This window comes from Pseudomonas sp. PDM19 (assembly GCF_014852215.1).
Lineage (GTDB): Bacteria > Pseudomonadota > Gammaproteobacteria > Pseudomonadales > Pseudomonadaceae > Pseudomonas.
In genome coordinates, this window is sequence record NZ_JACVBG010000003.1 from 1,168,798 (window position 1) to 1,194,358 (window position 25,561).

Annotated in this window: 20 protein-coding genes and 4 tRNA genes; 16 read left to right on the plus strand and 8 right to left on the minus strand. The window is 65.3% G+C overall.

All coding sequences use genetic code 11. From position 1 onward, the window contains the following. Positions 1–103 precede the first annotated feature (103 nt). The 13 genes from aruF to IB273_RS21390 all read left to right on the plus strand — a co-directional run bounded on the left by aruF (position 104) and on the right by IB273_RS21390 (position 12,386). A complete protein-coding gene (gene aruF / locus IB273_RS21330) occupies positions 104–1,120 on the plus strand; it encodes an arginine/ornithine succinyltransferase subunit alpha (RefSeq protein ID WP_081517972.1) in 1,017 nt (338 codons plus the stop codon). A gap of 11 nt (positions 1,121–1,131) precedes the next feature. Further along, the gene (gene astA, locus IB273_RS21335) at positions 1,132–2,151 is read left to right on the plus strand and encodes an arginine N-succinyltransferase (RefSeq protein ID WP_192224960.1); all 1,020 of its coding nucleotides are present in this window, start codon (positions 1,132–1,134) and stop codon (positions 2,149–2,151) included. A gap of 25 nt (positions 2,152–2,176) precedes the next feature. After that, complete coding sequence (astD, locus tag IB273_RS21340) at positions 2,177–3,643, plus strand: succinylglutamate-semialdehyde dehydrogenase (protein ID WP_192224961.1); 1,467 nt, start codon at positions 2,177–2,179, stop codon at positions 3,641–3,643. Then, positions 3,643–4,989 carry an N-succinylarginine dihydrolase gene (gene astB / locus IB273_RS21345; protein ID WP_151186379.1) on the plus strand — a complete coding sequence of 449 codons (1,347 nt, stop codon included), beginning with the start codon at positions 3,643–3,645 and terminating at the stop codon, positions 4,987–4,989. Before astD ends, astB begins: the two co-directional genes overlap by 1 nt. Before the next feature lie 9 nt (positions 4,990–4,998). Next, positions 4,999–5,280, plus strand: coding sequence for a GTPase (locus tag IB273_RS21350; protein ID WP_026078911.1), 282 nt, complete (start codon positions 4,999–5,001; stop codon positions 5,278–5,280). Positions 5,281–5,330: 50 nt separating this feature from the next. Beyond that, positions 5,331–6,323 carry a succinylglutamate desuccinylase gene (astE, locus tag IB273_RS21355; protein ID WP_192224962.1) on the plus strand — a complete coding sequence of 331 codons (993 nt, stop codon included), beginning with the start codon at positions 5,331–5,333 and terminating at the stop codon, positions 6,321–6,323. Positions 6,324–6,415: 92 nt separating this feature from the next. Next, positions 6,416–7,420, plus strand: a complete 1,005-nt coding sequence (ltaE, locus tag IB273_RS21360) for a low-specificity L-threonine aldolase (RefSeq protein ID WP_081517977.1) — start codon at positions 6,416–6,418, stop codon at positions 7,418–7,420. A gap of 121 nt (positions 7,421–7,541) precedes the next feature. Continuing rightward, positions 7,542–10,166, plus strand: coding sequence for an alanine--tRNA ligase (gene alaS, locus IB273_RS21365; RefSeq protein ID WP_192210141.1), 2,625 nt, complete (start codon positions 7,542–7,544; stop codon positions 10,164–10,166). Positions 10,167–10,267: 101 nt separating this feature from the next. Next, positions 10,268–11,503 carry an aspartate kinase gene (locus tag IB273_RS21370; protein WP_081517979.1) on the plus strand — a complete coding sequence of 412 codons (1,236 nt, stop codon included), beginning with the start codon at positions 10,268–10,270 and terminating at the stop codon, positions 11,501–11,503. Between the two features lie 186 nt (positions 11,504–11,689). Then, entirely contained in the window at positions 11,690–11,875 is a 186-nt protein-coding gene (gene csrA, locus IB273_RS21375) for a carbon storage regulator CsrA (RefSeq protein ID WP_003085981.1), read from the plus strand. A gap of 60 nt (positions 11,876–11,935) precedes the next feature. Further along, positions 11,936–12,026, plus strand: a tRNA-Ser gene (locus IB273_RS21380). Positions 12,027–12,135: 109 nt separating this feature from the next. Continuing rightward, positions 12,136–12,212, plus strand: a tRNA-Arg gene (locus tag IB273_RS21385). Between the two features lie 97 nt (positions 12,213–12,309). Beyond that, positions 12,310–12,386 (plus strand) — tRNA-Arg (locus IB273_RS21390). 82 nt (positions 12,387–12,468) lie between these two features. On the opposite strand, the gene IB273_RS21395 is transcribed toward IB273_RS21390, so the two are convergent. Then, complete coding sequence (locus IB273_RS21395) at positions 12,469–12,993, minus strand: DUF4124 domain-containing protein (protein ID WP_192224963.1); 525 nt, start codon at positions 12,991–12,993, stop codon at positions 12,469–12,471. Positions 12,994–13,315: 322 nt separating this feature from the next. On the opposite strand from IB273_RS21395, the gene mgtE reads away from it, so the two are divergent. Beyond that, on the plus strand, positions 13,316–14,758 hold the full coding sequence (gene mgtE / locus IB273_RS21400; RefSeq protein WP_081517981.1) for a magnesium transporter: 1,443 nt from the start codon (positions 13,316–13,318) through the stop codon (positions 14,756–14,758). A 125-nt stretch (positions 14,759–14,883) separates the two neighbouring features. On the opposite strand, the gene amrZ is transcribed toward mgtE, so the two are convergent. Beyond that, positions 14,884–15,216, minus strand: a complete 333-nt coding sequence (amrZ, locus tag IB273_RS21405; RefSeq protein ID WP_017517196.1) for a transcriptional regulator AmrZ — start codon at positions 15,214–15,216, stop codon at positions 14,884–14,886. Between the two features lie 487 nt (positions 15,217–15,703). Here amrZ and phnN point away from each other — a divergent pair, with 487 nt between their 5' ends. Beyond that, positions 15,704–16,267: a phosphonate metabolism protein/1,5-bisphosphokinase (PRPP-forming) PhnN gene (phnN, locus tag IB273_RS21410; protein WP_192224964.1), complete on the plus strand. Its 564-nt coding sequence runs from the start codon at positions 15,704–15,706 to the stop codon at positions 16,265–16,267. A 2-nt stretch (positions 16,268–16,269) separates the two neighbouring features. Here the strand turns inward: phnN and IB273_RS21415 are convergent, their stop codons facing one another. Continuing rightward, a complete protein-coding gene (locus tag IB273_RS21415) occupies positions 16,270–16,746 on the minus strand; it encodes a GNAT family N-acetyltransferase (RefSeq protein ID WP_192210147.1) in 477 nt (158 codons plus the stop codon). 92 nt (positions 16,747–16,838) lie between these two features. Between IB273_RS21415 and IB273_RS21420 the strand changes: the two genes are divergently transcribed. Then, positions 16,839–16,915: transfer RNA gene (locus IB273_RS21420), tRNA-Arg, on the plus strand. A 53-nt stretch (positions 16,916–16,968) separates the two neighbouring features. On the opposite strand, the gene IB273_RS21425 is transcribed toward IB273_RS21420, so the two are convergent. The 5 genes from IB273_RS21425 to wecB all read right to left on the minus strand — a co-directional run bounded on the left by IB273_RS21425 (position 16,969) and on the right by wecB (position 25,515). Continuing rightward, positions 16,969–18,036, minus strand: coding sequence for a sensor domain-containing diguanylate cyclase (locus IB273_RS21425; protein WP_192224965.1), 1,068 nt, complete (start codon positions 18,034–18,036; stop codon positions 16,969–16,971). A 96-nt stretch (positions 18,037–18,132) separates the two neighbouring features. Then, positions 18,133–19,008 carry a DUF4434 family protein gene (locus tag IB273_RS21430; protein WP_192224966.1) on the minus strand — a complete coding sequence of 292 codons (876 nt, stop codon included), beginning with the start codon at positions 19,006–19,008 and terminating at the stop codon, positions 18,133–18,135. Further along, complete coding sequence (locus IB273_RS21435; protein WP_192224967.1) at positions 19,008–22,193, minus strand: NfrA family protein; 3,186 nt, start codon at positions 22,191–22,193, stop codon at positions 19,008–19,010. The genes IB273_RS21430 and IB273_RS21435 overlap by 1 nt, the downstream gene beginning before the upstream one ends. Beyond that, positions 22,190–24,364, minus strand: coding sequence for a cyclic di-3',5'-guanylate-activated glycosyltransferase NrfB (gene nrfB / locus IB273_RS21440; RefSeq protein WP_192224968.1), 2,175 nt, complete (start codon positions 24,362–24,364; stop codon positions 22,190–22,192). Before nrfB ends, IB273_RS21435 begins: the two co-directional genes overlap by 4 nt. Then, complete coding sequence (wecB, locus tag IB273_RS21445; protein WP_081518000.1) at positions 24,361–25,515, minus strand: non-hydrolyzing UDP-N-acetylglucosamine 2-epimerase; 1,155 nt, start codon at positions 25,513–25,515, stop codon at positions 24,361–24,363. Before wecB ends, nrfB begins: the two co-directional genes overlap by 4 nt. Positions 25,516–25,561 lie beyond the last annotated feature (46 nt).

Below are 25,561 nucleotides of genomic sequence, written 5' to 3' on the forward strand. Positions count from 1 at the left end.
GGCCGGTTCTTCGAATGCCCCTATGTGCGCGGCACAGGCCGTGTCGCGCCCATGATTCATCAACCAAGAATCACAATTTTTGTCTGGTTAGAGGAGTGACGCCATGCTGGTGATGCGCCCCGCCCAAGTGGCCGACCTGCAGCAAGTGCAGCGTCTCGCCGCGGACAGCCCGGTCGGCGTCACGTCGCTGCCGGACGACGCGGAACGCCTGCGCGAGAAGATACTTGCCTCGGAGGCTTCGTTTACCGCCGAAGTGAGCTTCAACGGTGAAGAGAGCTACTTCTTCGTGCTCGAGGACAGTGAGACCGGCCGCCTCGTCGGCTGCTCGGCCATTGTCGCCTCGGCCGGTTTCTCCGAGCCGTTCTACAGCTTCCGCAACGAGACCTTCGTGCACGCTTCCCGCGAGCTGAAGATCCACAACAAGATCCACGTCCTCTCGCTGTGCCATGACCTTACCGGCAACAGCCTGCTGACCAGCTTCTACGTCGAGCGCGACCTGGTGAACACGCCGATCGCCGAGCTCAACTCCCGTGGCCGCCTGCTGTTCATGGCCAGTCATCCGGAGCGCTTCGCCGATGCGGTGGTCGTGGAGATCGTCGGCTACAGCGACGATCAGGGCCAGTCGCCGTTCTGGAACGCCATCGGTCGCAACTTCTTCGACCTCGACTACACCGAGGCCGAGAAGCTTTCCGGGCTGAAGAGCCGCACCTTCCTCGCCGAGCTGATGCCGCACTACCCGATCTATGTGCCGCTGCTGCCAGACGAGGCGCAGGAGGCGATGGGCCAGGTGCATCCGCGTGCGCAGATCACCTTCGACATCCTGATGCGCGACGGCTTCGAGTCCGAGAACTACGTGGACATCTTCGATGGCGGCCCGGCGCTGCATGCGCGCACCTCGAACATCCGCTCCATCGCGCAAAGCCGGCAGGTGCCGGTGCGTATTGGCGAGGGCGGCAAGGGTAACCGTGGTTACCTCGTCACCAACGGCCAGTTGCAGGATTTCCGCGCCATTGTCGCCGAACTCGACTGGGTGCCGGGCAAGCCCGTCACCCTGAATCAGGAAACCGCCGATGCCCTGGGCATCGGCGAGGGCGCCAGCGTGCGCCTGGTTGCGATCTGAGGGGAGAGAGCATGATCGTCCGTCCCGTAACCAGTGCCGACCTGCCGGCTCTGTTTGACCTGGCGCGCAGCACCGGCACCGGCCTGACCACGCTGCCGGCCAACGAGCAGCGCCTGCAGCACCGTGTGAGCTGGGCCGAGAAGGCCTTCCGCGGCGAAGCCGAGCGCGCCGATGCCGACTACCTGTTCGTGCTGGAGAACGACGAAGGCAAGGTCGTCGGCATCTCCGCCGTGGCCGGCGCAGTCGGCCTGCGCGAGCCCTGGTACAACTACCGTGTCGGCCTCACCGTCAGCGCCTCCCAGGAGCTGGGTATCCACCGCGAGATTCCCACGCTGTTCCTGGCCAACGACCTCACCGGGCAGTCCGAACTGTGCTCGCTGTTCCTGCATGCCGATCATCGCGCCGGCCTGAACGGTCGCCTGCTGTCCAAGGCGCGCTTCCTGTTCATCGCCGAGTTCCGCGAACTGTTCGGTGACAAGGTGATCGCCGAGATGCGCGGCATGTCCGATGCCGCCGGGCGTTCGCCGTTCTGGGAAAGCCTGGGCCGGCACTTCTTCAAGATGGAATTCAGCCAGGCCGACTACCTGACCGGCGTGGGCAACAAGGCCTTCATCGCCGAACTGATGCCCAAGTTCCCGCTCTACACCTGCTTCCTCTCGGAAGAGGCACGCTCGGTGATCGGCCGCGTGCACTCCGATACCGAGCCGGCGCTGGCCATGCTCAAGGCCGAGGGCTTCAGCTATCAGGGCTACGTCGACATCTTCGACGCCGGCCCGGCCATCGAGGCGCCGACCGAGAAGGTCCGCGCCATTGCCGACAGCCAGAACCTGGTGCTGGCGATCGGCACGCCGGGCGACGCCGCCGAGCCTTACCTGATCCACAACCGCAAGCGCGAGGAGTGCCGTATCACCGCGGCCCCGGCGCGCGTGGCCGCCGGCTCACTGGTGGTCGATGCGCAGACCGCCAAGCGCCTGCGCCTGTCCGCCGGGGCCTCGGTCCGCGCGGTGCCCCTCTCCGGAAAACGCAACTGACGCCGCTTGGCGTCAGGGGAGCCTGATGATGAATACCCACTACATTGCCGGCCAGTGGCTGGCGGGCGAAGGCGAGCCTCTGGAATCGCTGTGCCCGGTCAGCCAGAACTTGGTCTGGTCCGGCCGCGCCGCTTCCGAGTCGCAAGTCGCTGCCGCCGTCGCCGCCGCGCGCAATGCCTTCCCGGCCTGGGCCCGTCGCCCGGTGGAAGAGCGCATCGCCGTGCTGGAGCGCTTTGCCGCTGCCCTCAAGGGCCGTTCCGAGGAGCTCGCCCGTGCCATCGGCGAGGAAACCGGCAAGCCGTTGTGGGAAGCTGCCACCGAAGTGACCAGCATGGTCAACAAGGTCGCCATCTCGGTCCAGGCCTTCCGTGAGCGTACCGGCGAGAAGAGCGGCCCGCTGGCCGACGCCACCGCCGTGCTGCGCCACAAGCCCCATGGCGTGGTCGCCGTGTTCGGCCCGTACAACTTCCCCGGCCACCTGCCCAACGGCCACATCGTGCCGGCCCTGCTGGCCGGCAATGCCGTGGTGTTCAAGCCCAGCGAGCTGACTCCCAAGGTCGCCGAGCTGACCCTGCAGGCCTGGATCGAGTCGGGCATTCCCTCTGGTGTGATCAACCTGGTGCAGGGCGCCCGCGATACCGGCGTGGCTCTGGCGGGCAATGACGACATCGATGGCCTGTTCTTCACCGGCTCCAGCCGCACCGGCAACCTGCTGCACAGCCAGTTCGGCGGTCGCCCGCAGAAAATCCTGGCGCTGGAAATGGGCGGCAATAACCCGTTGATCGTCGACGAAGTGAAGGACGTGGATGCTGCCGTCTATACCATCATCCAGTCCGCCTTCATTTCCGCCGGCCAGCGCTGCACCTGCGCCCGTCGCCTGCTGGTCCCGCAGGGCGCCTGGGGCGACGCGCTGATCGAGCGCCTGGTGGCCGTGGCCGCGACCATCAAGGTCGGCGCCTTCGACGAGCAGCCGGCGCCCTTCATGGGCTCGGTGATCTCGCTGGCCGCCGCGCAGCACCTGATCAAGGCCCAGGAACAACTGCTGGCCAAGGGCGCCAAGCCGCTGCTGGCGATGACCCAGCCGCTGGCCACCGCCGCGCTGCTGACTCCCGGCATCCTCGACGTGAGCGCCGTCAGCGAGCGCCCGGACGAAGAGTTCTTCGGCCCGCTGCTGCAAGTGATCCGCTATGCCGATTTCGACGCCGCCGTGCGTGAAGCCAACGCCACCCAGTACGGTCTCGCCGCCGGCCTGCTGTCGGACTCCCGCGAGCGCTACGAGGACTTCCTCATCGAGAGCCGCGCCGGCATCGTCAACTGGAACAAGCAACTGACCGGCGCCGCCAGCAGCGCGCCGTTCGGCGGCATCGGCGCCTCCGGCAACCACCGCCCTAGCGCCTACTACGCAGCCGACTACTGCGCGTACCCGGTCGCCTCGCTGGAAAGCGACAGCCTGAGCCTGCCTGCAACCCTGACTCCGGGAGTGAGCCTGTGATGACCGCCTATGAAATGAACTTCGATGGTCTGGTCGGGCCGACGCACAACTACGGCGGCCTGTCCTACGGCAACGTCGCCTCGCAGAGCAACAGCCAGGCCGCGTCCAACCCGCGCGAAGCGGCGAAGCAGGGCCTGTCGAAGATGAAGGCGCTGATGGAGATGGGCTTCAAGCAGGGCGTTTTCGCCCCGCAGGAGCGTCCGGCGGTTGCCTCGCTGCGCGCCCTGGGCTTCTCCGGCAGCGACGCCGAAGTGATCGCCAGGGCGGCGAAAGAGGCCATGCCGCTGCTCGCCGCCGTCAGCTCGGCGTCCTGCATGTGGACCGCCAACGCCGCCACCGTCAGCCCCGGTGCCGACACGGCCGATGGCCGCGTGCACTTCACCGCCGCCAACCTGAACTGCAAGTTCCACCGCTCCATCGAGCATCCGCAGACCAGCCGTATCCTCGCGGCGATGTTCAATGACGAGCAGCACTTCGCCCACCACGCCGCGCTGCCGGCGGTCGCCCAGTTCGGCGATGAGGGCGCGGCCAACCACACGCGTTTCTGCAAATCCTATGGCGAGGCCGGCGTCGAGTTCTTCGTGTTCGGTCGCAGCGCCTTCGACAGCCGCTTCCCGGCACCGCAGCGCTACCCGGCGCGTCAGACCCTGGAAGCCTGCCAGGCGGTCGCCCGCCTGCACGGCCTGAGCGATGACGGCGTGGTCTACGCCCAGCAGAACCCGGCGGTAATCGACCAGGGCGTGTTCCACAACGACGTGATCGCGGTCGGCAACGGCGAAGTGCTGTTCCACCACGAAGACGCCTTCCTCGACACCGAGCGCGTGCTTGCCGAGCTGCACGACAAGCTGGGGCGCCGTGGCGGTCGCTTCCGCGCCGTGTGCGTGCCGCGCGACCAGGTCACCGTCGAGGACGCGGTGAAGTCCTACCTGTTCAACAGCCAGCTGCTCACCCGTGCCGACGGCAACATGCTGCTGATCGTCCCGGAGGAGTGCCGCAAGAACGAGCGCGTGTGGCAATACCTCTCGCGTCTGACCGCCGAGGACGGCCCGATCCGCGAGGTGAAGGTGTTCGACCTCAAGCAGAGCATGCAGAACGGCGGTGGACCCGCCTGCCTGCGCCTGCGCGTGGCGCTCAGCGACGCCGAGCTGGTTGCGGTCAATCCGGGCGTGATCATGACCCCGACCCTGCACGACACCTTGGTCACCTGGGTCGACAAGCATTACCGCGATCGCCTGGCCGAAACCGACCTGGCCGATCCGCAATTGCTCGTCGAGTGCCGGACGGCGTTGGATGAATTGAGCCAGATCCTTAAACTGGGCTCGGTTTATCCCTTCCAGCAGATTTGAGTAACTGACATGACCGAAAGCCTCCCGCTGATTCTCGAAGACAACAAGGGCGAGCGCCGCGAGACCCACACCGCGCGCCTGGCCATCCGCCTGGAAGGGCGCGAGCTGTGGCTGGAGGCCGACGGCAAGGGCGGCCTTACGATCTACGCCGACTCCCATGAGGACGACGCCGAGATCCCGCTGCTGGTGGTGCGCCCGCAGGCGGTGAACCAGTTGGGCCTGAGCCTCGAGCTGGAAGCCGCCGAAGTCCACGAACATGGTCCAGACTGTGGATGTGACCATCACCACTGATCGCGGAGTCCGTGGCCGCTCCGGCCGCGGGGAATGATGGAGGCGTCCGCATGCTAGCTCTGGGCAAACTGCTCGAACTGACCCTCGCCGGCCGTGAGCCGACGGAAAAGATTCAGCTCACCGCGGACGGCACCCGTCTGCACTGGCTGGCTGAAGGCGCCCTCGAAGTCACTCCGCCGGTGGCGCGCGACAATGGCCGCGACCTGCTGCTCTCGGCAGGTATCCACGGCAACGAGACGGCCCCCATCGAACTGCTCGACCGACTGGTGCACCGCATCGCCCGTGGCGAGCTGAAGCCGGCGTCGCGGGTGCTGTTCCTGCTCGGCAATCCCGAGGCCATGCGCCGTGGCGAGCGTTACCTGGAACAGGACATCAACCGCCTGTTCTGCGGTCGCCACGAGGAGGGCAGCGGCAACGAGGCCCTGCGTGCGTCGGAGCTGGAGCGTCTGGCTGCCGCATTCTTCGCCCGTGAGGGCCGCCCGCGCTTGCACTACGACCTGCACACGGCCATCCGGGGTTCGAAGATCGAGCAGTTCGCGCTCTACCCCTGGGCCAGCGGCCGCGAGCACTCCCGCGACGAGCTGGCGCGCCTGCGCAGTGCCGGCATCGATGCGGTGCTGCTGCAAAGCAAGCCGGGCATCACCTTCAGCGCCTACACCTACAGCCAGCTCGGCGCCGAGGCGTTCACCCTGGAACTGGGCAAGGCGCGGCCGTTCGGGCAGAACCAGGCGGTGAACCTCGATCGCCTCGAAGCGATGCTGCAGCGCGTGATCAGCGGTCAGGAAGCGGACGGCGCACAGCTCGACGGCCTGCAACTGTTCGCGGTCTCCCGCGAAGTGATCAAGCACAGCGACCACTTCCGCCTGCACCTGGACGACGCGGTGGACAATTTCACCGAGCTGGACCACGGCTTCCTGCTCGCCGAGGACATCGGCGGCACCCGCTGGATCGTGGAAGAGCAGGGCGCGCGGATCATCTTCCCCAACCCGCGGGTGAAGAACGGCCTGCGCGCCGGCATCCTGGTCATTCCCACCGAGCTCTGATCTCCCCGGCGCGCGCCCATCGCGCGCCTTGTTTCCCCTCTGGCGAGCGCTTAGCATCGGCCCTTTGAGCCTGATGCCCGAGGAGCCTTGCCATGTCCATCATCGACCTTCGCAGCGACACCGTGACCCTGCCCACCGCCGGCATGCGCGAGGCGATGGCGCGGGCCGAGCTGGGCGATGACGTCTACGGCGAAGACCCGACGGTGAACCGCCTGGAAGCGACCCTGGCCGAGCGCCTGGGTTTCGCCGCCGCGCTGTTCGTGCCCACTGGCACCATGAGTAACCTGCTCGGCCTGATGGCCCATTGCGGCCGGGGCGACGAGTACATCGTCGGCCAGCAGGCGCACACCTATAAATATGAAGCCGGCGGTGCCGCGGTCCTGGGCTCGATCCAGCCGCAACCCATCGATGGCGAAGCCGACGGCTCGCTGGACCTGGCCAAGGTCGAGGCGGCGATCAAGCAGGACGATTTCCACTTCGCCCGCACCCGCCTGCTGGCGCTGGAAAACACCATGCAGGGCAAGGTCCTGCCGCTGACCTATCTGGCCGCTGCACGGGAAATGACCCGCCGCCGTGGCCTGGCGCTGCACCTGGACGGCGCGCGCCTGTACAACGCGGCAGTGAAGCTGGGCGTTGATGCCAGCGAGATCACCCGCCACTTCGACTCCGTCTCTGTTTGCTTGTCCAAGGGCCTTGGCGCGCCGGTGGGGTCGGTGCTCTGCGGCGATGCCGAGTTGATCGGCCGCGCGCGTCGCCTGCGCAAGATGGTCGGCGGCGGCATGCGTCAGGCCGGTGGCCTCGCGGCGGCGGCGCTGTATGCGCTGGACCATCAGGTCGAGCGCCTGGCCGAGGACCACGCCAACGCTGAAGCGCTGGGCCGTGGCCTGGCTGAACTGGGCTACGCCATCGAGCCGGTGCAGACCAACATGGTCTACGTCGGCATCGGCGAGCAGGCCGGCGCGCTGGGCGAGCACCTGGCCGAACGCGGCATTCGCGTCAGCCCGGCGGCGCGCCTGCGGCTGGTCACCCACCTGGATGTGAAAAACGCCGATATCCCGCGTATCGTCGAAGCTTTTGCCGCCTTTCGTCGTTCCTGACAGAAATTATTGCGCGATAGGGGTTAACTATCGCGCAAAGACACTACAACCTTGATGCGGGGCCGATATAATGCGGCCCTTTGCCGGCGATTCGTGGCCGCATTTTTCCGTGGAAGAACCTATGAAAAGCGCTGAAATCCGTGAAGCCTTCCTCCGCTTCTTCGAAGAGAAGGGGCACACCCGCGTAGCGTCCAGTTCGCTGATCCCCGCGAACGACCCGACCCTGCTGTTCACCAACGCAGGCATGAACCAGTTCAAGGATTGCTTCCTGGGCCTGGAAAAGCGCGCCTACACCCGCGCCACCACCAGCCAGAAGTGCGTGCGTGCCGGCGGCAAGCACAACGACCTGGAAAACGTCGGTTACACCGCGCGCCACCACACCTTCTTCGAAATGCTGGGCAACTTCAGCTTCGGCGACTATTTCAAGCGTGACGCCATCACCTACGCCTGGGAATTCCTGACCTCGGACAAGTGGCTGAACCTGCCCAAGGAAAAGCTCTGGGTCACCGTCTATGCCAGCGATGACGAGGCGTACGACATCTGGACCCAGGAAGTCGGCATTCCCGCCGAGCGCATGGTCCGCATCGGCGACAACAAGGGCGCTCCCTACGCTTCGGACAACTTCTGGGCGATGGGCGACACCGGTCCGTGCGGCCCGTGCACCGAGATATTCTTCGACCACGGCGCCGACATCTGGGGCGGCCCGCCCGGCTCGCCGGAAGAAGACGGCGACCGCTACATCGAGATCTGGAACAACGTCTTCATGCAGTTCAACCGCACCGCGGACGGCGTCATGCACCCGCTGCCGGCGCCGAGCGTGGACACCGGCATGGGCCTTGAGCGGATCAGCGCCGTGCTGCAGCACGTCCACTCGAACTACGAGATCGACCTGTTCCAGAGCCTGCTGAAGGCTTCGGCCGACGCCATCGGCTGCGCCAACGACGACGCACCGTCGCTGAAAGTCGTTGCCGACCACATCCGTTCCTGCGGCTTCCTGATCGCCGACGGCGTGCTGCCGTCCAACGAAGGCCGTGGCTACGTGCTGCGCCGCATCATCCGTCGCGCCTGCCGCCACGGTAACAAGCTGGGCGCCAAGGGCACCTTCTTCCACAAGATCGTCTCCGCCCTCGTCGGCGAGATGGGCGAAGCCTTCGTCGAGCTCAAGCAGCAGCAGGCGCACATCGAGCGCGTGCTCAAGACCGAGGAAGAGCAGTTCGCCAAGACCCTGGAGCAGGGCCTGAAGATACTCGAGCAGGACCTGTCCGAGCTCAAGGGCAGCGTCATCCCCGGCAACGTGGTGTTCAAGCTGTACGACACCTATGGCTTCCCGGTGGACCTGACCAACGACATCGCCCGCGAGCGCAGCCTGACCCTCGACGAGGAAGGCTTCGAGCGCGAGATGGAGGCCCAGCGCGAGCGTGCCCGCTCCGCCAGCGCCTTCGGCATGGACTACAACAGCCTGGTGAAAGTGGATGGCGACACCCGCTTCCTCGGCTACCAGGGCGTTTCCGGCGCCGGCCAGATCATCGCCCTGTTCAAGGACGGCAAGGCCGTCGAGCAGCTGGGTGAAGGCGAGGAGGGCGTGGTCGTCCTCGACCAGACTCCGTTCTACGCCGAATCGGGCGGCCAGGTTGGCGACAGCGGTTTCCTTGAGGCTGCCGGCGTGCGCTTCGACGTGCGCGACACCACCAAGGCTGGCGGCGCTCACCTGCACCACGGTGTGGTTGCCCAGGGCAGCCTGACCGTTGGCGCTGCCGTGAAGGCCGAGGTCGCGCCTGGCGTGCGCCAGGCCACTGCGCTGAACCACTCCGCTACCCACCTGCTGCACGCCGCGCTGCGCCAGGTGCTGGGCGATCATGTCCAGCAGAAGGGCTCGCTGGTCGACAGCCAGCGCCTGCGTTTCGACTTCAGCCACTTCGAGGCGATCAAGCCCGAGCAACTGAAGCAGCTGGAAGACATCGTCAACAGCGAAATCCGCAAGAACTCCGAGGTCGAGACCGAAGAGACCGACATCGAGTCCGCCAAGAACAAGGGCGCCATGGCGCTGTTCGGCGAGAAGTACGGTGATCAGGTCCGCGTGCTGAGCATGGGCGGCAAGTTCTCCGTCGAGCTGTGCGGCGGCACCCACGTGTCCCGCACCGGTGACATCGGCCTGTTCAAGATCACCAGCGAAGGCGGTGTGGCTTCCGGCGTGCGCCGTATCGAAGCAGTCACTGGCGGTGCTGCACTGGCCTACCTCAACGGCGCCGAAGAGCAGCTCAAGGAAGCGGCCGGCCTGGTCAAGGGCAGCCGCGACAACCTGCTGGACAAGCTCTCCGGCCTGATCGAGCGCAACCGTCAGCTGGAGAAAGAGCTGGAACAGCTGAAGGCCAAGGCTGCCAGCGCTGCCGGCGACGATCTGGCGGGCTCTGCCGTGGACGTCGGTGGCGTGAAGGTGCTGTCCTCGCGCCTTGATGGCCTGGACGGCAAGGCGCTGCTGGCGCTGGTCGACCAGCTGAAGAACAAGCTGGGCAGCGGCGTGATCCTGCTGGGCGGCGTGTTCGAAGAGAAGGTCGTGCTGGTTGCCGGCGTGACCCAGGACCTGACCGCCAGGCTGAAAGCGGGCGATCTGATGAAGCAGGCCGCGGCGGCCGTGGGCGGGAAGGGCGGTGGTCGCCCGGACATGGCCCAGGGCGGTGGCGTCGATGCCGGCAAGCTGGACGAAGCTCTGGCGCTGGCAGTGAAATTTGTCGAACAGGGCCTCTAAAGGCCCTGAAATACGGGGCCCGCAGCGCGTCCGGCGGGCCTTGGCAGCATGCGGTGATGCATGTTTAATGGGCGCCCTTCAGGAATCAGGCGGCTTTTGAAATGGCTTTGATCGTACAGAAGTTTGGAGGGACCTCCGTCGGCACCGTCGAGAGAATCGAGCAGGTAGCCGAGAAGGTGAAGAAATTCCGTGAAGCGGGCGACGACATCGTCGTGGTGGTGTCCGCCATGAGCGGCGAGACCAACCGCCTGATTGGTCTGGCGAAACAGATCATGGACCAGCCCATTCCGCGCGAGCTGGATGTGATGGTCTCCACCGGCGAGCAAGTGACCATCGCCCTGCTGAGCATGGCGCTGATGAAGCGCGGCGTGCCGGCGGTTTCCTACACCGGTAACCAGGTCCGTATCCTGACCGACAGTTCCCACACCAAGGCGCGTATCCTGAGCATCGACGATGCGAACATTCGCGCAGATCTGAAAGCAGGCCGCGTAGTCGTGGTCGCCGGCTTCCAGGGTGTGGACGAGCAGGGCAACATCACCACCCTCGGCCGTGGCGGTTCCGACACTACCGGCGTAGCTCTGGCGGCGGCACTGAAGGCCGACGAGTGCCAGATCTACACCGATGTCGATGGCGTCTACACCACCGACCCGCGCGTCGTGCCGCAGGCGCGTCGCCTGGACAAGATCACCTTCGAAGAGATGCTGGAAATGGCCAGCCTCGGTTCCAAGGTGCTGCAGATCCGCTCGGTGGAATTCGCCGGCAAGTACAACGTCCCGCTGCGCGTGCTGCACAGCTTCCAGGAGGGTCCGGGCACCCTCATTACCCTTGATGAAGAGGAATCCATGGAACAGCCGATCATCTCCGGCATCGCCTTCAACCGCGACGAAGCCAAGCTGACCATCCGTGGCGTACCGGATACCCCCGGCGTTGCTTTCAAGATTCTCGGCCCGATCAGTGCCGCCAATGTAGAAGTCGACATGATCGTGCAGAACGTCGCGCACGATAACACCACCGACTTCACCTTCACCGTGCACCGCAACGACTACCAGGCTGCCCTGGAAATCCTCAAGCAGACCGCCACCACCATCGGTGCGCGCGAAGCCACTGGCGACACCAACATCGCCAAGGTTTCCATCGTCGGTGTCGGCATGCGGTCCCACGCCGGTGTCGCCAGCCGCATGTTCGAAGCCCTGGCCAAGGAGACCATCAACATCCAGATGATCTCCACCTCGGAAATCAAGGTTTCCGTGGTCATCGAAGAGAAATACCTCGAGTTGGCGGTCCGTGCCCTGCACACCGCTTTCGAACTCGATGCCCCGGCCCGACAGGGCGAGTAAGGCGGGATATACCGAAAGGCGCGGCTACCCCGCGCCTTTTGTCGTTTTTGACTGTCTGACAGGAACTTTCTTTCCGGCAGGACTGGTCAATACTTGGGTGAAGGATTCGCGCACTTGATCTATACGAATCTGCCACCATTTCTTTTTTTGCAGACTGCTTATCCCGTAACACGTAAGGAGAAAGGAATGCTGATTCTGACACGCCGGGTCGGAGAGACCCTGATGGTCGGTGATGACGTCACCGTGACTGTACTGGGCGTCAAAGGTAATCAGGTGCGTATCGGTGTGAATGCGCCGAAGGAAGTTGCCGTGCACCGTGAGGAAATCTACCAGCGCATCCAGAAAGAGAAAGACCAAGAACCAAACCATTAATTTTTCTAAAATTTTTCTTTGCAAACGGGGAAAACATGGATATCATGCGCCCCGTGTTGCGGAGAGGTGGCCGAGTGGCCGAAGGCGCTCCCCTGCTAAGGGAGTACACCTCAAAAGGGTGTCGGGGGTTCGAATCCCCCCCTCTCCGCCATTGCATCCTCTGGTGCGATGAGTTGTCCGGTTACGTAAGTGACTGAAAAGATTGAAAAATCTTGTTGACAGGTCAGAAAAATCGCCCTAGAATTTGCGCCCTCATCAGCGCACTCATAGCTCAGCTGGATAGAGTACTCGGCTACGAACCGAGCGGTCGGAGGTTCGAATCCTCCTGAGTGCGCCATATACGAGGCAACGCGAAAGCGGGGCTTCAGTGGCGAAGGGCTGAAAAGCCATTAGCTGCAACCAGTTGGTGAATCTGGTTAAACTTTGCCAACGACGCACTCATAGCTCAGCTGGATAGAGTACTCGGCTACGAACCGAGCGGTCGGAGGTTCGAATCCTCCTGAGTGCGCCATATACAAAAGGGCCTGCAGTAATGCAGGCCCTTTTTCTTTGCCTTCAAAAAACTTTCCATTCGAAAAACATGGGCAGCGTAATCAGCGCTTCGCCTTGCCCATCACGCAACCATCCTCATCGAAGGTCACGGTGCGTGCACCGTGCTTCTTGTCCGCCTCGTAGTGATAGCGCAGCGTCTCGTTGTGCTGGCTGGTCCTGTCCGGCCGCCCGAGGGCGCTCTCCACGTCGCCGCGCGTCATTCCCGTCCTCACGCGCCCCTCGATGATCGCCTTGCGTCGTGCGCTACCGGTGACGCGGTTGCCGCAGCCGTTCTGCTGTTCACCAACGACCACGACGGACTCGCGCTCGGCTTCCTTGCCCTGGCCTTTACTGCGCGTCAGCGGCTTCTGTGGGGCGGACTCCTGCGGGATCGCCATCGGCACCGGCTCGCCGCTGCCGGGCGTGGGGTTGTTCGCTTCCTGGATTTCCTGCTGCCTTTCCGCGGGGCAGCCATACTGACTGAACAGCACGCTGCCGTCGGCCGCCGTGCAGCGGAACACCGAGGCCGCCTCGCTGGTCGGAACCAGTGGAATCAGGAGTGAGCAGAGCAGGGCGGACAGGCGCATGGTTTCCTCCGTGATGGCGGGCCTGCCTGCAGCCTAGGAGTGGAAATTGTCAGTCGGAGCCGGGTGTCCTGTGGGAGCTTTCGGGCGTCGAACCGGGCAGTGATTCGCTAGTGAACTTTCGCCCGCAAGCGTTTGTTCTGGCCGCCATTTTGTAACGCCTAATACACCCCGGAGTGTTATCATTTCCCGCATCTGCCCTCGATGGGCGCATGGGACACCACCATGGACTTACCCAGTAGTTACTCAGAACCCCGATTGCGTACACACGACCTGATGTATTGATCCCCTCTGGCCCGTTCTGCCACTGGGGGTGGAGCGTGCTATGACCGAAGTAGAAGCCAAGAAGCCGCAGGAAAGCCTGCAGGACCGCCTCAACCAGGTGGTCGACCTGCTGCACAAGCACAAGCTGGTGGAAGACCTGACGCATCGTCAGGAAGGCCAGCATCAAGACCTCGTCGAAAACTTCGTGCACCGCCAGAACCTGGCGGAACTCCAGCGCAAGCTGGAAGAGCTGCACCCGGCCGACATCGCCCACATTCTCGAATCCCTTCCGCTGGATGACCGCCTGACGGTCTGGCAGCTGGTCAAGGCCGAGCGCGACGGCGACATCCTCCTCGAAGTCTCCGACTCCGTACGAGAGACCCTGATCGCCGACATGGACGATCACGAGATCCTCGCTGCGGCCAGGGACATGGACGCCGACGAACTCGCGGACCTCGCGCCGGAACTGCCGCGCGATGTGGTCCACGAGCTGATGGAAAGCCTCGACCAGCAGCAACGCGAGCGTGTGCGTTCGGCGCTGTCCTACGAGGAAGACCAGGTCGGCGCGCTGATGGACTTCGAGATGGTCACCATCCGCGACGACGTCAGCCTGGAAGTGGTGCTGCGCTACCTGCGTCGACTGAAGGAGCTGCCGGGCCATACCGACAAGCTCTTCGTGGTCGACTACGACGGCGTGCTCAAGGGCGTGCTGCCGATCAAGCGCCTGCTGGTGAACGATCCGGACAAGGACGTGGCTGAAGTCATGGCCACCGATCCGGTGACTTTCACCCCCGACGAGGACGGCTATGACGCCGCCCAGGCGTTCGAACGTTACGACCTGATTTCCGCCCCTGTGGTGGACAAGAACGGTAAGCTCATCGGCCGTCTGACCATCGACGAGATGGTCGACCTGATCCGTGAGGAAAGCGAAAGCGAAGTCCTGAACATGGCCGGTCTGCGCGAGGAAGAAGACATCTTCGCCTCGGTCTGGAAGTCGGTCGGCAACCGCTGGGCGTGGCTGGCCACCAACCTGGTCACCGCCTTCATCGCCTCGCGGGTGATCGGCCTGTTCGAAGGCTCCATCGAGAAGCTGGTGGCGCTGGCCGCGCTGATGCCCATCGTGGCCGGCATCGGTGGCAACTCCGGCAACCAGACCATCACCATGATTGTCCGCGCCATGGCACTGGATCAGATCCAGACCAGCAGTGCCAACCGCCTGCTGCGCAAGGAGCTGGGCGTGGCGTTGGTGAACGGCCTGGTATGGGGTGGAGTGATCGGTCTGGTCGCCTTCTACCTGTACGGCAACTGGGAGCTGGGTGCGGTCATGACCGGCGCCATGACGCTCAACCTGCTGCTCGCCGCGCTGATGGGTGTGTTGATCCCGATGACGCTGCTGCGCCTGGGTCGCGACCCGGCCATGGGCTCCAGCGTGATGATCACCGCCATGACCGACAGTGGCGGCTTCTTCATCTTCCTTGGGCTAGCCACGCTGTTCCTGATGTAACGCCAGCCCTGCCGAAAAGGCCGCCCGCGAGGCGGCTTTTTTGTGCCTGTGGTTATGCGGCACCGGTAAATCGCGGGCATGAAAAAGCCGGCTCAAGGCCGGCTGTTTCGGGTGTCGCGAACGAATCAGGCGTCGTTCTGTGCCATCTCGGCATCGTGCGCGATCAGGGCGATCAGTGCGTTCTGCTGACGATGGGTCAGTTGGCGGAAGCGTTGCAGCAGTTCGCGTTCGTGCAGGCTGAGTTCCGGGCTGTCCAGGCGGATGCCCAGGTTGTCCTGCAGCGCACCTTCCTGCAGCAGACTCTGTTCGAGACGCGCGATGATCTCGGAGTTCATGCTGCGATGGTGGCTGCGAGCGACGTCGGCGATACGCTCACGCATGCCTTCGGGCAGACGTACGACGAACTTGTCAGCGGTACGGCTGGAGTAGGTGGGGGTTGCCTGTTTCAATGGGCGCATACTTTAAACCTGTAAGTCAGGGAGGCCGATGCCATGGGTCAGCGTTCGTTCAGGCCCTTTGACAGCGATTTCCAGTGGCCGTTCAGCGCGTCGTCAAAGCTTTTGAAAAAATATCCAATAACTTGACGTCAAACCTTCGGCATATTGTGTCTCGGGTGAAGGCTAAATGCCAGCACCAATCGTCCGAAATGAGACCGCCTAGGCAGACCCTTCTTTGGATGGGAATTGAAGGGAAAGCTGGCGAAGTGCCCGTTCCAGTCAGCGTAGTCGATGTGTACCGTGCGCCTGCCTGCCGTTGGGCAGCCTGATGAGGGCACTTCGTCGCGGATTGCCATGATGGCACAGCGCTGGGTGGAGAGTCAGGAGCGGTGGCGGAGGGCAGGCATCGATATCGGGATTTCACTGATATCGCACAAGGCTCGGAGTATTATCCGCCCCGCGGATCAGAATTGAAGTAGCGCCGAGCCGCCGGCGCACCGAGAGTTTCATGACCCCAGGCAGACTGATTTTCCTGATGGGCCCTTCGGGTTCCGGCAAGGACAGCGTATTGCAGGCCGCCAGCGTTCCGCTGGCCGCGATGGATTGCCGGATCGTCCGGCGCGTCATCACCCGTTCTGCAGAGGCACGCGGTGAAGAAGCGCATTCGGTGAGCGTCGACGAATTCACCGAGCTGGAGCGCTCCGGCGCCTTCGCCATGAGCTGGCGCGCCAATGGCTTGCACTACGGCATTCCCCGCGAGATAGACACCTGGCTTGCCGCCGGCCATGACGTGCTGGTCAATGGCTCGCGCAAGTACCTGCCCGAGGCCCGTCGTCGCTATCCGCGACTGATCGCAGTGCTGCTGAAGGTCGATTCCGAGGTGCTGCGCCAGCGCCTGCTCCAGCGTGGGCGGGAGACGCTGGCGGAAATCGAGGAGCGCCTGGCGCGCAATGCGCACTTCGCCGATGGCCTGCCCGGGCCGCTGGTGGAACTGGACAACTCGGTGTCCCTGGATGTCACGGTGGGCCACCTGCTGGACCTGCTCGCCCCGCCGGATGCCCAGGCCAGCTGAGGTCAGTCCAGGCTCAGCGACAGGCTGACGCCGTGGGGCGCGAAGCCCATCGCGGCATAGAAGCGGTGCGCCATTTCCCGGTCCTGGTGGCTGGAGAGCGCCAGCTTGTAGCACTTCCAGTCCCGCGCCCATTCCACGGCCCGGCCGATCAGTGCCTGGCCGATGCCCTGGCCGCGTGCGCGGCTGTCCACCACCATGTCCTCGAGGATTGCCGAGCGGGCGAAACCGTGGGCGATGTGTTCGATCAGGTGCAGCGTGCAAGTGCCGAGCAAGGCTCCGTCGCGCTCGGCGATCAGTGTCACTCGTGACGGTTGCCGGTCGCTCAGGGCGAGGGCGAGCAAAGCGGTGTCGGGCAGTGGGTCACGCGCACCCAGTTGCTGCAGCAGCGGAGCAAGCGCCGCCGCATCATCGGCCGTGGCGACGCGCACATCGAAGGTAGCGAAAGGGGAATCGGGCAGGGCGCCGTCGTCTGTGGTCATGGTGATTCTCCGGCTGACGGCGAAATTATGGACCGCGACGGTGGCGGCGGCATGACAAATCGCTTGTCGGTGGTTAACATGCCGACCCGATTGTCCCGGTAGCTCAATTGGATAGAGCGTCCCCCTCCTAAGGGGAAGGTTGGAGGTTCGACCCCTCTCCGGGACACCAGTACGCCAAGGCCCGCATCTGCGGGCCTTTTTCGTTTCTGCCCGGGGTGGTCATCAGGGCGAATAGGTCACCCGGTTGCGCCCGTTGTGCTTGGCGTCGTACAGGGCCTGGTCGGCCTTGATCAGCGCCTGGCTGAGGGTGCCGTCGGCGGTGAGATGGGCCAGCCCCAAGCTGATGGTGACGCTGGGCGTGCCGGGCAGCTCGGCGGTCACGCGGCGCAACTGCTCGACCCGTGACTGAGCCTCCTCCACGCTGATCCCCCACAGGTACAGGCCGAACTCTTCGCCGCCCAGGCGGGCGAATTCGAAGTCCTGCATTTCATGCTGGATGGCGCGCGCGACGCGGGTCAGCACTTCGTCGCCGATGTCATGCCCGTAGGTGTCGTTGACCCGCTTGAAGTGATCGATGTCGATCATCACCAGGTAGCGCTGCTCGCCGTCGCCTCCCAGGCGCTGGCCGACGCGGGTCATGAAGGAGCGTCGGTTGGGGATGCCGGTGAGCACGTCGAGGTAGGCCTGGTCCAGCAGCAGCCGGGCCATGGCGTAGTTGTACAGCTTGGCCTTGCTCAGGTGGTGGAAGATATAGACCGAGAGCGCGCTTATGAACAGCGGGTAGCAGACCAGCATGCTGCGCCGCGCGTCCAGGGCCGGCACATCGCCCAGCAACGGGTTGAGGAAGGTCCAGGTCACTACCAGCACGGAATAGAAGGCGAGATTGTTCAGCGGCATCGCGGTGGCACTGTAGAGCACCGTGGCGGCCGCGATCACCAGCCAGGCAGGGCGCAGTGGCTCCGGCAAGCCGTCGATCACCAGGCGTGCGCCGAGGCTGAAGGTGATGACGAAGGCCAGGTTGAGCCAGTAGAAGTGCACCGCCTTGCGTACGAAGCTGGCCACCACGGTGATGAGGAAGAACACACCGAGGAAGAGCACCGAGACGTAGGTGAAACCCTGGCCGGCCTGGAAGCTGACGATGAGGTCGAAGAGCAGCCACATGGCGGCGCTCACGGCAAAGATCAGCAGGCTGAGCCCGTGGAGTCGCTCGAAATCGTGCTGGAGGAATTCGGCCCTGATCCCGGCCGGGACGCTTTGCTTGAGTATCTCGGACTCGATGGTCTTGAACATGAACCGCCCTGTGCGCGTGTGGGATCGCTCGCGCGAGAATAGCCGAACCCGATGCCCACCGCGCTAGCGTGCGGCGGGCATCGGGTGGGGGATGTTTCAGGGCGTTGCGGAGGTGCTGGGATGCGCGCGCTGGTTGTCCAGCAGCGCCTTGCCCCAGGGCCGATAGCGCACCTCGAACACGGCGCTGGCGTGGCAGCCGGTGGACGCGCTGGAAGGCGCGGCAGGTTCGGCATGGAAAGGCTGGCCGGCGGCACTGGTCTGGCGGAAGGCTTCGCGGACGATGCCGACCGGGCAGGGCAGGGCGGCGGCGTAAGCCTGGCGCACGCGCTCGGGTAGCGCGCCGGTGCCGGCGCCGTCCTGCCACCAGACCTGCACGCCGAGCCCGGCAATCTGCCCCAGCCAGTCGCCATACACTTGCGGTGCCAGCTTGCCGCCGGAGAAGGCGCTCAGCTGCAGCGACGCCTTCAACTGGCCGGCGAAGTCCTTGAGCTGATGCTGCAGGGCCTGGCGGCGCTCGGCGGCCTGGAAGTGCCAGTCGTCCAGTTCCATCGGCAGGTACCAGGCGGCGACGGGCAGTTTCCACTGCTCGCTCACCTGCCGTTGCTGCGCCAGGGAGCGGCCCAGCTGATGCTGCCAGTAGGCCTCCAGGCCGGGCGTGTCCAGCTCGCTCTGGCGCTGGTAGTAGGCCGGGTCCATGTACAGCCCGAGGACCAGTTGCAGGCCGTTGTCGTGGGCGCTTTTCAGGGAGCGTGCGAGCCAGCCGTTGGCACCGCCGAAGTCGGAGTCGCCATAGGCGGTCCACTGCACGATCAGGGTCTTCGCACCCTGGGCCGCACTGGCGCGCCAGATCTGCTGCCACTGCGCGTCGCTCAGTGCAGCATCGACATTCAGCGGCTGGTAGAACAAACGGTCATCGGCGTGCGCCGTGGCGGCGGAGCACAGCAGGGCCAGGGCGAAAATCAGACGTCGCATCAGAAGTTCACCTCGAGTCCCACCAGCCAGCCGTTGGCCTGTTCGTAGAGATTGCCCGCCATGCCCAGTTGGTACTCGGTGCGCACGGTGACGTGGGCGCGGTAGGCGTTGTAGCGGTCCTCGCCGTACCAGTACTGCCAGCGCAGGCCGACGCCGCTGCGCAGGTCCTGGCGCCAGTCGTTGCTCGGGTCCTGCGCGGAGAACTCGGCAAAGCCGTACGGCATGATCGTCTGCGGCGAGTCCACCGGCAGCTTCCAGGTGTGGCCCTGCTGGTAGCGCGAGACCCACTGGTGATCGCCGGCGTGGGTCCACCAGGCGAAGTCGGTGTAGAGGAAGCGCTCGTCCCAGTCACTCTCGTCGACTCGCCAGTCGTTGCGGTACTCGCCCTGGTCGAGGAAGGAGGCGGTGGCGCGCAGCAGGAAGTCTGTCGAGGTCTGGCCGTACTTGTCGCGCTGGCGCACATAGCGCTCGAACTTCTCGGGGGTGCCGATCTCGTGCAGGCGGATGCCGTCGAAGGCGTAGTCGGAATCGCCGTCGTCGTTCACGGTGTTCTGCTTGTACAGCTCGCTGTAGAGGTTGAGGTTGTAGTCGCCGAAGGGCTTGTAGCGCAGGCCGAAGCCCGCGGCGAGGGTCTGGGTGTACTGCTTGCGTCCTTCGTTGCCGGCGATCGCCCGGCCATAGACCGAGAGGGTGCTGCCGTTGCGGGTCGGCTCCTCGCCCAGGGCGTGGTCCCAGATGAAGGTCTGCAGGTTCTGCGATTGCGCGCGGCGGCGGTCGCCGGTCTGAGTGTCGCCATTGAGGATCGGCACCGTGGTGACGCCGGCCGGCGACCAGGTGCTGGCGATGGTCAGGTTGTCGCGCTGGGACATGACCTGGTGCGCGCGGCGCTGGCGGAAGCGGCGGGCTTCCAGGCTGCCGTACTCGTCATCGGCGGCGACCGGGTCCTGTTCCAGATCGATCACCCGGCGCAGCTCGCGGCGGGCGGCGAAGCTGTCTTCGGCTTCGTCATAGCGCCAGGCGAGGGTTTCGCCCAGGCGGAAGTCCTCGGGGTAGTCGCGGGTGGCACGCTCCAGGTAGGGGATCGCGGTGCGGCGTTCTTCCGGGGTGTCGGTGCCGGCCAGGCGCATGCCGTAGTCGGCGCGGAAGCGCGGATTGTCCGGTTCGCGGCGTACCGCCTCGGCCAGCCAGAGTTTGCTCTGCTGCGTGTCCCCGGCCTTCTGTGCACTGCCGGCGGCGTTGTAGAAGTGCTGGCCGTTGGGCTGGTGCTGCAGGGCCTCGCGGTGCCGCGAAAGGGCTTCGGGGTAATCGCCGCGGGCGTCGGCAATGTTGGCGCCCAGTGCCCAGTCGTCCGCGCTGCCTTTCTTCGCCTGCTGCCAGTAGCGTTCGGCGCCGGCATTGTCGTTGGTGAGCAACGCGGCGCGGCTGGCGGTGAGACGGGCGTTGTCGTTGAGTTCGCTGGCGGGCAGGGCGTTGAATATGCGCAGCGCGCCGGCCGGGTCGCCGGCGGCTTCCAGCGCATAGGCCAGTGGCAGCTGGCTTTGCTTGTCGCCGTGGGCGATCGCGGCCTGGTAGTAGACCACCGCCTCGCCGGGCCGCGCGGGCATGGAACAGCGGCCGAGGGCGCGTAGCTCGCCGGGGGTGTTGGAGTCCGGGCTCAGGTAGCGTTGCAGGGCGTCGCAGCGCCCGGCTTCGGCGAGGCGGCCGAGCAGGTAGCCGCGCGAGACCGGATCGGCCTTGGGCAGCAGGGCTTCGATGCGCGCGACATCCAGAGGCGTGTCGCTGCGCGCGTGAATGCCGGCCAGGCGCTGAAGCAGCGCAGGAGGCAGGTTGCCCCCGCGGCGGTCGTAGGCGCTCTCCAGCAGTTGCTTGGCGCGTTCGGTGCGCCCGGCGTTGAGGGCGAGGTAGCTGGCCTGATCCAGCGCCTTTAGGTCGCCGGTCTGGCGGTAGCGTTGTTCCCACAGTGCCGCCGCTTCGCCGGTGCGGCCACGGGCCTGCAGCAGCTCGGCGCGCTGGCGTACGGTGTCGGGTGTCTGTGGCTGGCGCGAGAGCCAGGCCAGCGCCAGATCGGTGCGCCCCTGGCGCCGCCAGGAGTCCACCAGTTGGTCGCGCCGGGCGGTGTCCCAGGGTTCGGGAAGCCGGGTGTTTTCCAGCAGGTCGGTGGCGTCCAGGCGCTGGGCCAGCACCAGCCAGGTCTTCGGGTCGTCTGCCGGCTTGCACTGCTGCAGCTTCGCCAGCGCCGCTGCCTGGTCGTGGCGTGATAGCCATTCGGTGGTTTCCAGGCACGGCCGATTCTGCTGGTCACTGAGCTTGGTCACCAGCGAGGTGTCGGCGCTGTCGCGGGCGACCTCCAGCAGTTGCGCCTGGCGTGTCGGGTCGTTGCGGTCCTGCTCCGGCAGGGTGAGCAACCAGCGCTTGGCCACCTCGGTCTGATCGACGGCGATGGCACGGTCGATGATCGCCAGTCTTGCCTGGCGCGCGGCGTTGGCGTCGGGGGCCTGCTGGATCAACTGCTCCAGCGGCTTTTCTTCCAGGCGCTGGGCATAGGCGTTGGCCAGGCGACGCCAGTCATCGGCGGAGAGCTGGTGAGCGGTGGCCAGCGGAGCCAGCTGGGCGATGGTGGTGTCCCAGTCGCGCAGTTGTTCGGCCCAGTTGGCGCGGGCCTCGCGCAGCACGCGGCCATCGTTGCCCGGTGGCAGGCTGCCGAGCCAGTCCAGCGCCTTGGCGGCCCCCTGGGTCTGGCCGAGCTTGAGGCTGTAGGCTTGCCACAGGCGTACGCGCTCGTTGGCGTTGCTGGTGTGGGCCAGCCACTGATTGATCTGGGCTTCGGGTGGTGGGCCGTTCTCGATCAGGTCCAGGCGCAGTTCGGTCAGGGCCTGCGCGCCGGCATCGGTGCCGGCCAGTGCCTGGGCTTCCTTCTCGGCATCGTCGAAACGCCGCTGCTTGGCCAGGGACTGGATCAGCAGGGAGCGTGCCTCGGTGTTGTTCGGCACGCGGCCCAGCAGGTGGCGCATCAGGCGTTCGACTTCCGCCCAGTTGCTCTTCTTCGCTTCCTTGTAGCCCTTGTCGAGGTAGGGGAAGCTGCGGAAGCGCTGGAACTCCGTGAGCTGGTCATCGGCGGCCTGCGCCAGCGGGGCGGCGAAGCTCGCCAGGATCAGGCCGTAAAGCAGGGGTTGTTGCGGTTTCACACGGCCTCCCGGGCAATGCGATAGGCCTCGTGCTGTTCGCTGGCCTGTTCCTTGAGGGCTTCCTCGAGCACCTGCTGGGTGATCATGCCGCGCTTGATCAGGTGTTCGCCGAGGGAGTCCTGCTCCGGGTCGAAATCGATCAGGGCCTGGTTGAACAGGCTCGGCGGGACCATCCCACGAACCTGCAGCAGGGTGCCGAACATCACCACGTGCCCGCACAGGCGTTCCATCAGCGACTCGTCGCCCTGGCGCTGACGGAGCGCATCGACGATGGCGCGGGTTTCGTCGGTCTGGTTACGGCTGCCGTACCAGTGGCGCAAGCCGAGGGTGACGCGACCCTGGGGAGCCAGGCGACCGCGCACCGGGCGCTTGAGCTGGCGGCTGATGGCGCCGAGGGAAACCTGGCTGATCTGCTGCTCGCTGGCCAGGACCAGGGTGTTGCCGTCGATGGCCACCGGCAGCACTGCATAGCGCAGCGCCAGCTTGCGCGGCAGGGCTTCGATCAGCTTCTCGTCGAGGGTGAAGGGGTTGAGCGGCGCCCATTCCTCACCCAGTTCCTCGGCCAGGGTGGTGACCAGTTGGGTGCTGGTGATCAGCTCACGCAGCAGCAGCTCGCGGCCCAGGCGGCGACGGACCGGGCTGGTCAGTGCTGATTGCAACTGTTCTTCGGTGATCAGGCCCTGCGCGACCAGGCGCTGGCCCAGCGGCGTGCGCTGCGGGCCGGCGAGGGCGGGGAATTCATGGGTGGTCTTGTCCCAGGCGACCCGGCGCGAATCGCCCATCTCCATCACCTGCTTGAGTGCGCGCAGGTTGGCGAAGAAGTTGACGAAGTTGCTCCACATCATCCGCGGCGCCGACAGCAGCCCCTCGAAGATGCCGTAGAAGCGAGTGACGAACCAGAAGCGCTGGAACAGCCGGTTGAGCAGCATCAAGCCGTTGAGGAACAGCAGCACCACCAGCAACTGGCTGCCTTCGAGGATCGACGGGAAGCGCCAGGCGTTGGGCGACAGGCTGGTGATCAGCCACATGGTGATCAGCACCAGGAACAGCAGGTTGACCAGGAAGCTCAGCAGGTAGGCGATCAGCCCCCGGCGGTCGCGCCAGAGGAAGTAGTTGAGCATGCCCTTGCTGCTCCAGCCCAGGTTGCGCGTGCCCTGGAAGACGATCCCGGTGATCCACCGGGACTTCTGCCGGATGGCGTGCTGCCAGGTGCGCGGGAAGTGTTCGCGCACGCAGATGACCTGGGAGAAGCGCCGGTCCATGCCCGGCACCCAGTCGCTCTTGAGCGCCAGCTGCGGGTCGGTGATGGAGTAGCGGGCGAAGATGCACTTCATGCCCTTCTGCTTGAGGCGGAAGCCGATGTCGTAGTCCTCGGTGAGACTCTGCACATCGAAGGCGATGCCGTCGCCGTCTTCGAGCAGCGCGGCGATGGCGCGGCGGCTGAAGCAGGTGCCGACGCCGGCGCTGGGCACCTGGCCGGTCAGCGCCTCGCGCACCGGCACATCCTTGCCGTGGTTCTCGGCGAACTCGTCGACGTAGTGGCCGGCGGTGAAGCCGGTCCATTCCGGGGCGTAGGGGTAGACCGGGATCTGGATCAGGTCCTTGGCCGGCAGCAGGTAGTTGAACAGGCGCAGTTCAAGCGGCGAGATGACGTCTTCGGCGTCATGCAGGATGAAGCCGGAGAATTCGATGCGGGCGTCGGCCTCGAAGCGCAGGATCGCGTCGATGATGTTGTTCAGGCAGTCGGCCTTGCTGGTCGGGCCGGGGCGCGCGCAGACCACCTTGTGCACGTTGGGGTAGTGCAGGCACACCGCATCGACGTCCGCCTGGGTCTGCGGATCGTTCGGGTAGGTGCCGACGAAGATCTGGTAGTTCTCGTAGTCCAGGGTGGAGGCCGCCAGGCGGGCCATCTCGCCCACCACGCCGACCTCGTTCCAGGCCGGCACCATTATCGCCAGCGGCTTTTCCGGGGCGGCGAAGAGGCGTTCCTCGTCGGCCCGGTCGAAGCGGTTGTAGATACGGAAGCGGCGCACCAGCACCCGGCCCCAGTACACCAGGTCGATGAACAGGTCATCCAGGCCGAGCAGGAACATCAGCGCGGCGAGGATGATCGCCAGGTACTTCAGGGCATAGAGAACGTAGGTGAGGATATCGACCAGTTCGAGGCTCATTCGAACTCGCTTGTCGTGCGTGTTTCACCGAACCAGGACAGCAGCCGGGCGACGATCTTCTCGCTGGCATGGCCGTCGCCGTAGGGGCTGAATACCCGGCTCATCTGCTCGTAGACTTCCTCGTCGCGCAGCAGATGGCTGGCTTCGCTGACGATGCGTCCGGTGTTGGTCCCCACCAGCACCACGGTGCCGCCTTCCAGCACGGCCGGGCGCTCGGTGACGCGGCGCAGCACCAGCAGTGGTTTACCCAGCGCCGGCGCTTCCTCCTGGATGCCGCCCGAGTCGGTGAGGATGATGTATGCGCGGTCCATCAGCCAGACGAAGTGCTGGTAGTCCTGCGGGGCGATCAGGTGGATGTTCGGCTTGTCCGAGAGCAGGCCGTAGACGGCTTTCTGCACCTGCGGGTTGAGGTGCACCGGGTAGACGAAGTCCACCTCGGGGAAGCGCTGGGCCAGCTCGGCCAGGGCCTGGCAGATGCGCTCGAAGCCCTTGCCGAAGTTCTCCCGGCGGTGGCCGGTGATCAGCACCAGGCGGCGGTCCCCGGTGAACTTGGCCAGGGGCGAGTCGATGGCGGGTTTCCAGCCGGTCTCGTGCAGGTGCTCGCGCATCCACAGCAGGGCGTCGATCACCGTGTTGCCGGTGACCTCGATCTGGTCGATGTTCACCCCTTCGCGCAGCAGGTTGTCGCGCGAGGCCTTGGTCGGCGGGAAGTGCAGGTCGGCGATCACCGCGGTGAGGCGGCGGTTGGCTTCCTCCGGCCAGGGCTGGTGGATGTTGCCGGTGCGCAGGCCGGCCTCGACGTGGCCCACCGGGATCTGCCGGTGGAAGGCGGTCAGGGCGGCGATGAAACTGGTGGTGGTATCCCCGTGGACCAGCACGATGTCCGGACGATGGCGGTCGTAGCTGTCGTCCAGTTTGCCCATCATCTGCAGGGACAGGCTGTTCAGCGTCTGGCCCTGGGTCATGACGTCGAGGTCTTCATCCACCTCGAGTTCGAAGGAGTCCAGCACTTGCTGTAGCATCTCGCGATGCTGGCCGGTGGAGCAGATGCGCAGCTCGATTTCCGGGGTACGGCGGAGGACGCGGGCGAGGGGGGCCATCTTGATGGCTTCCGGACGGGTTCCGAAAACCATGGTGACTTTGTACTTCATCAATTGCTCCTTGGGCGCACCCTTGTGGGGCCGCCTTCGGTTTTCC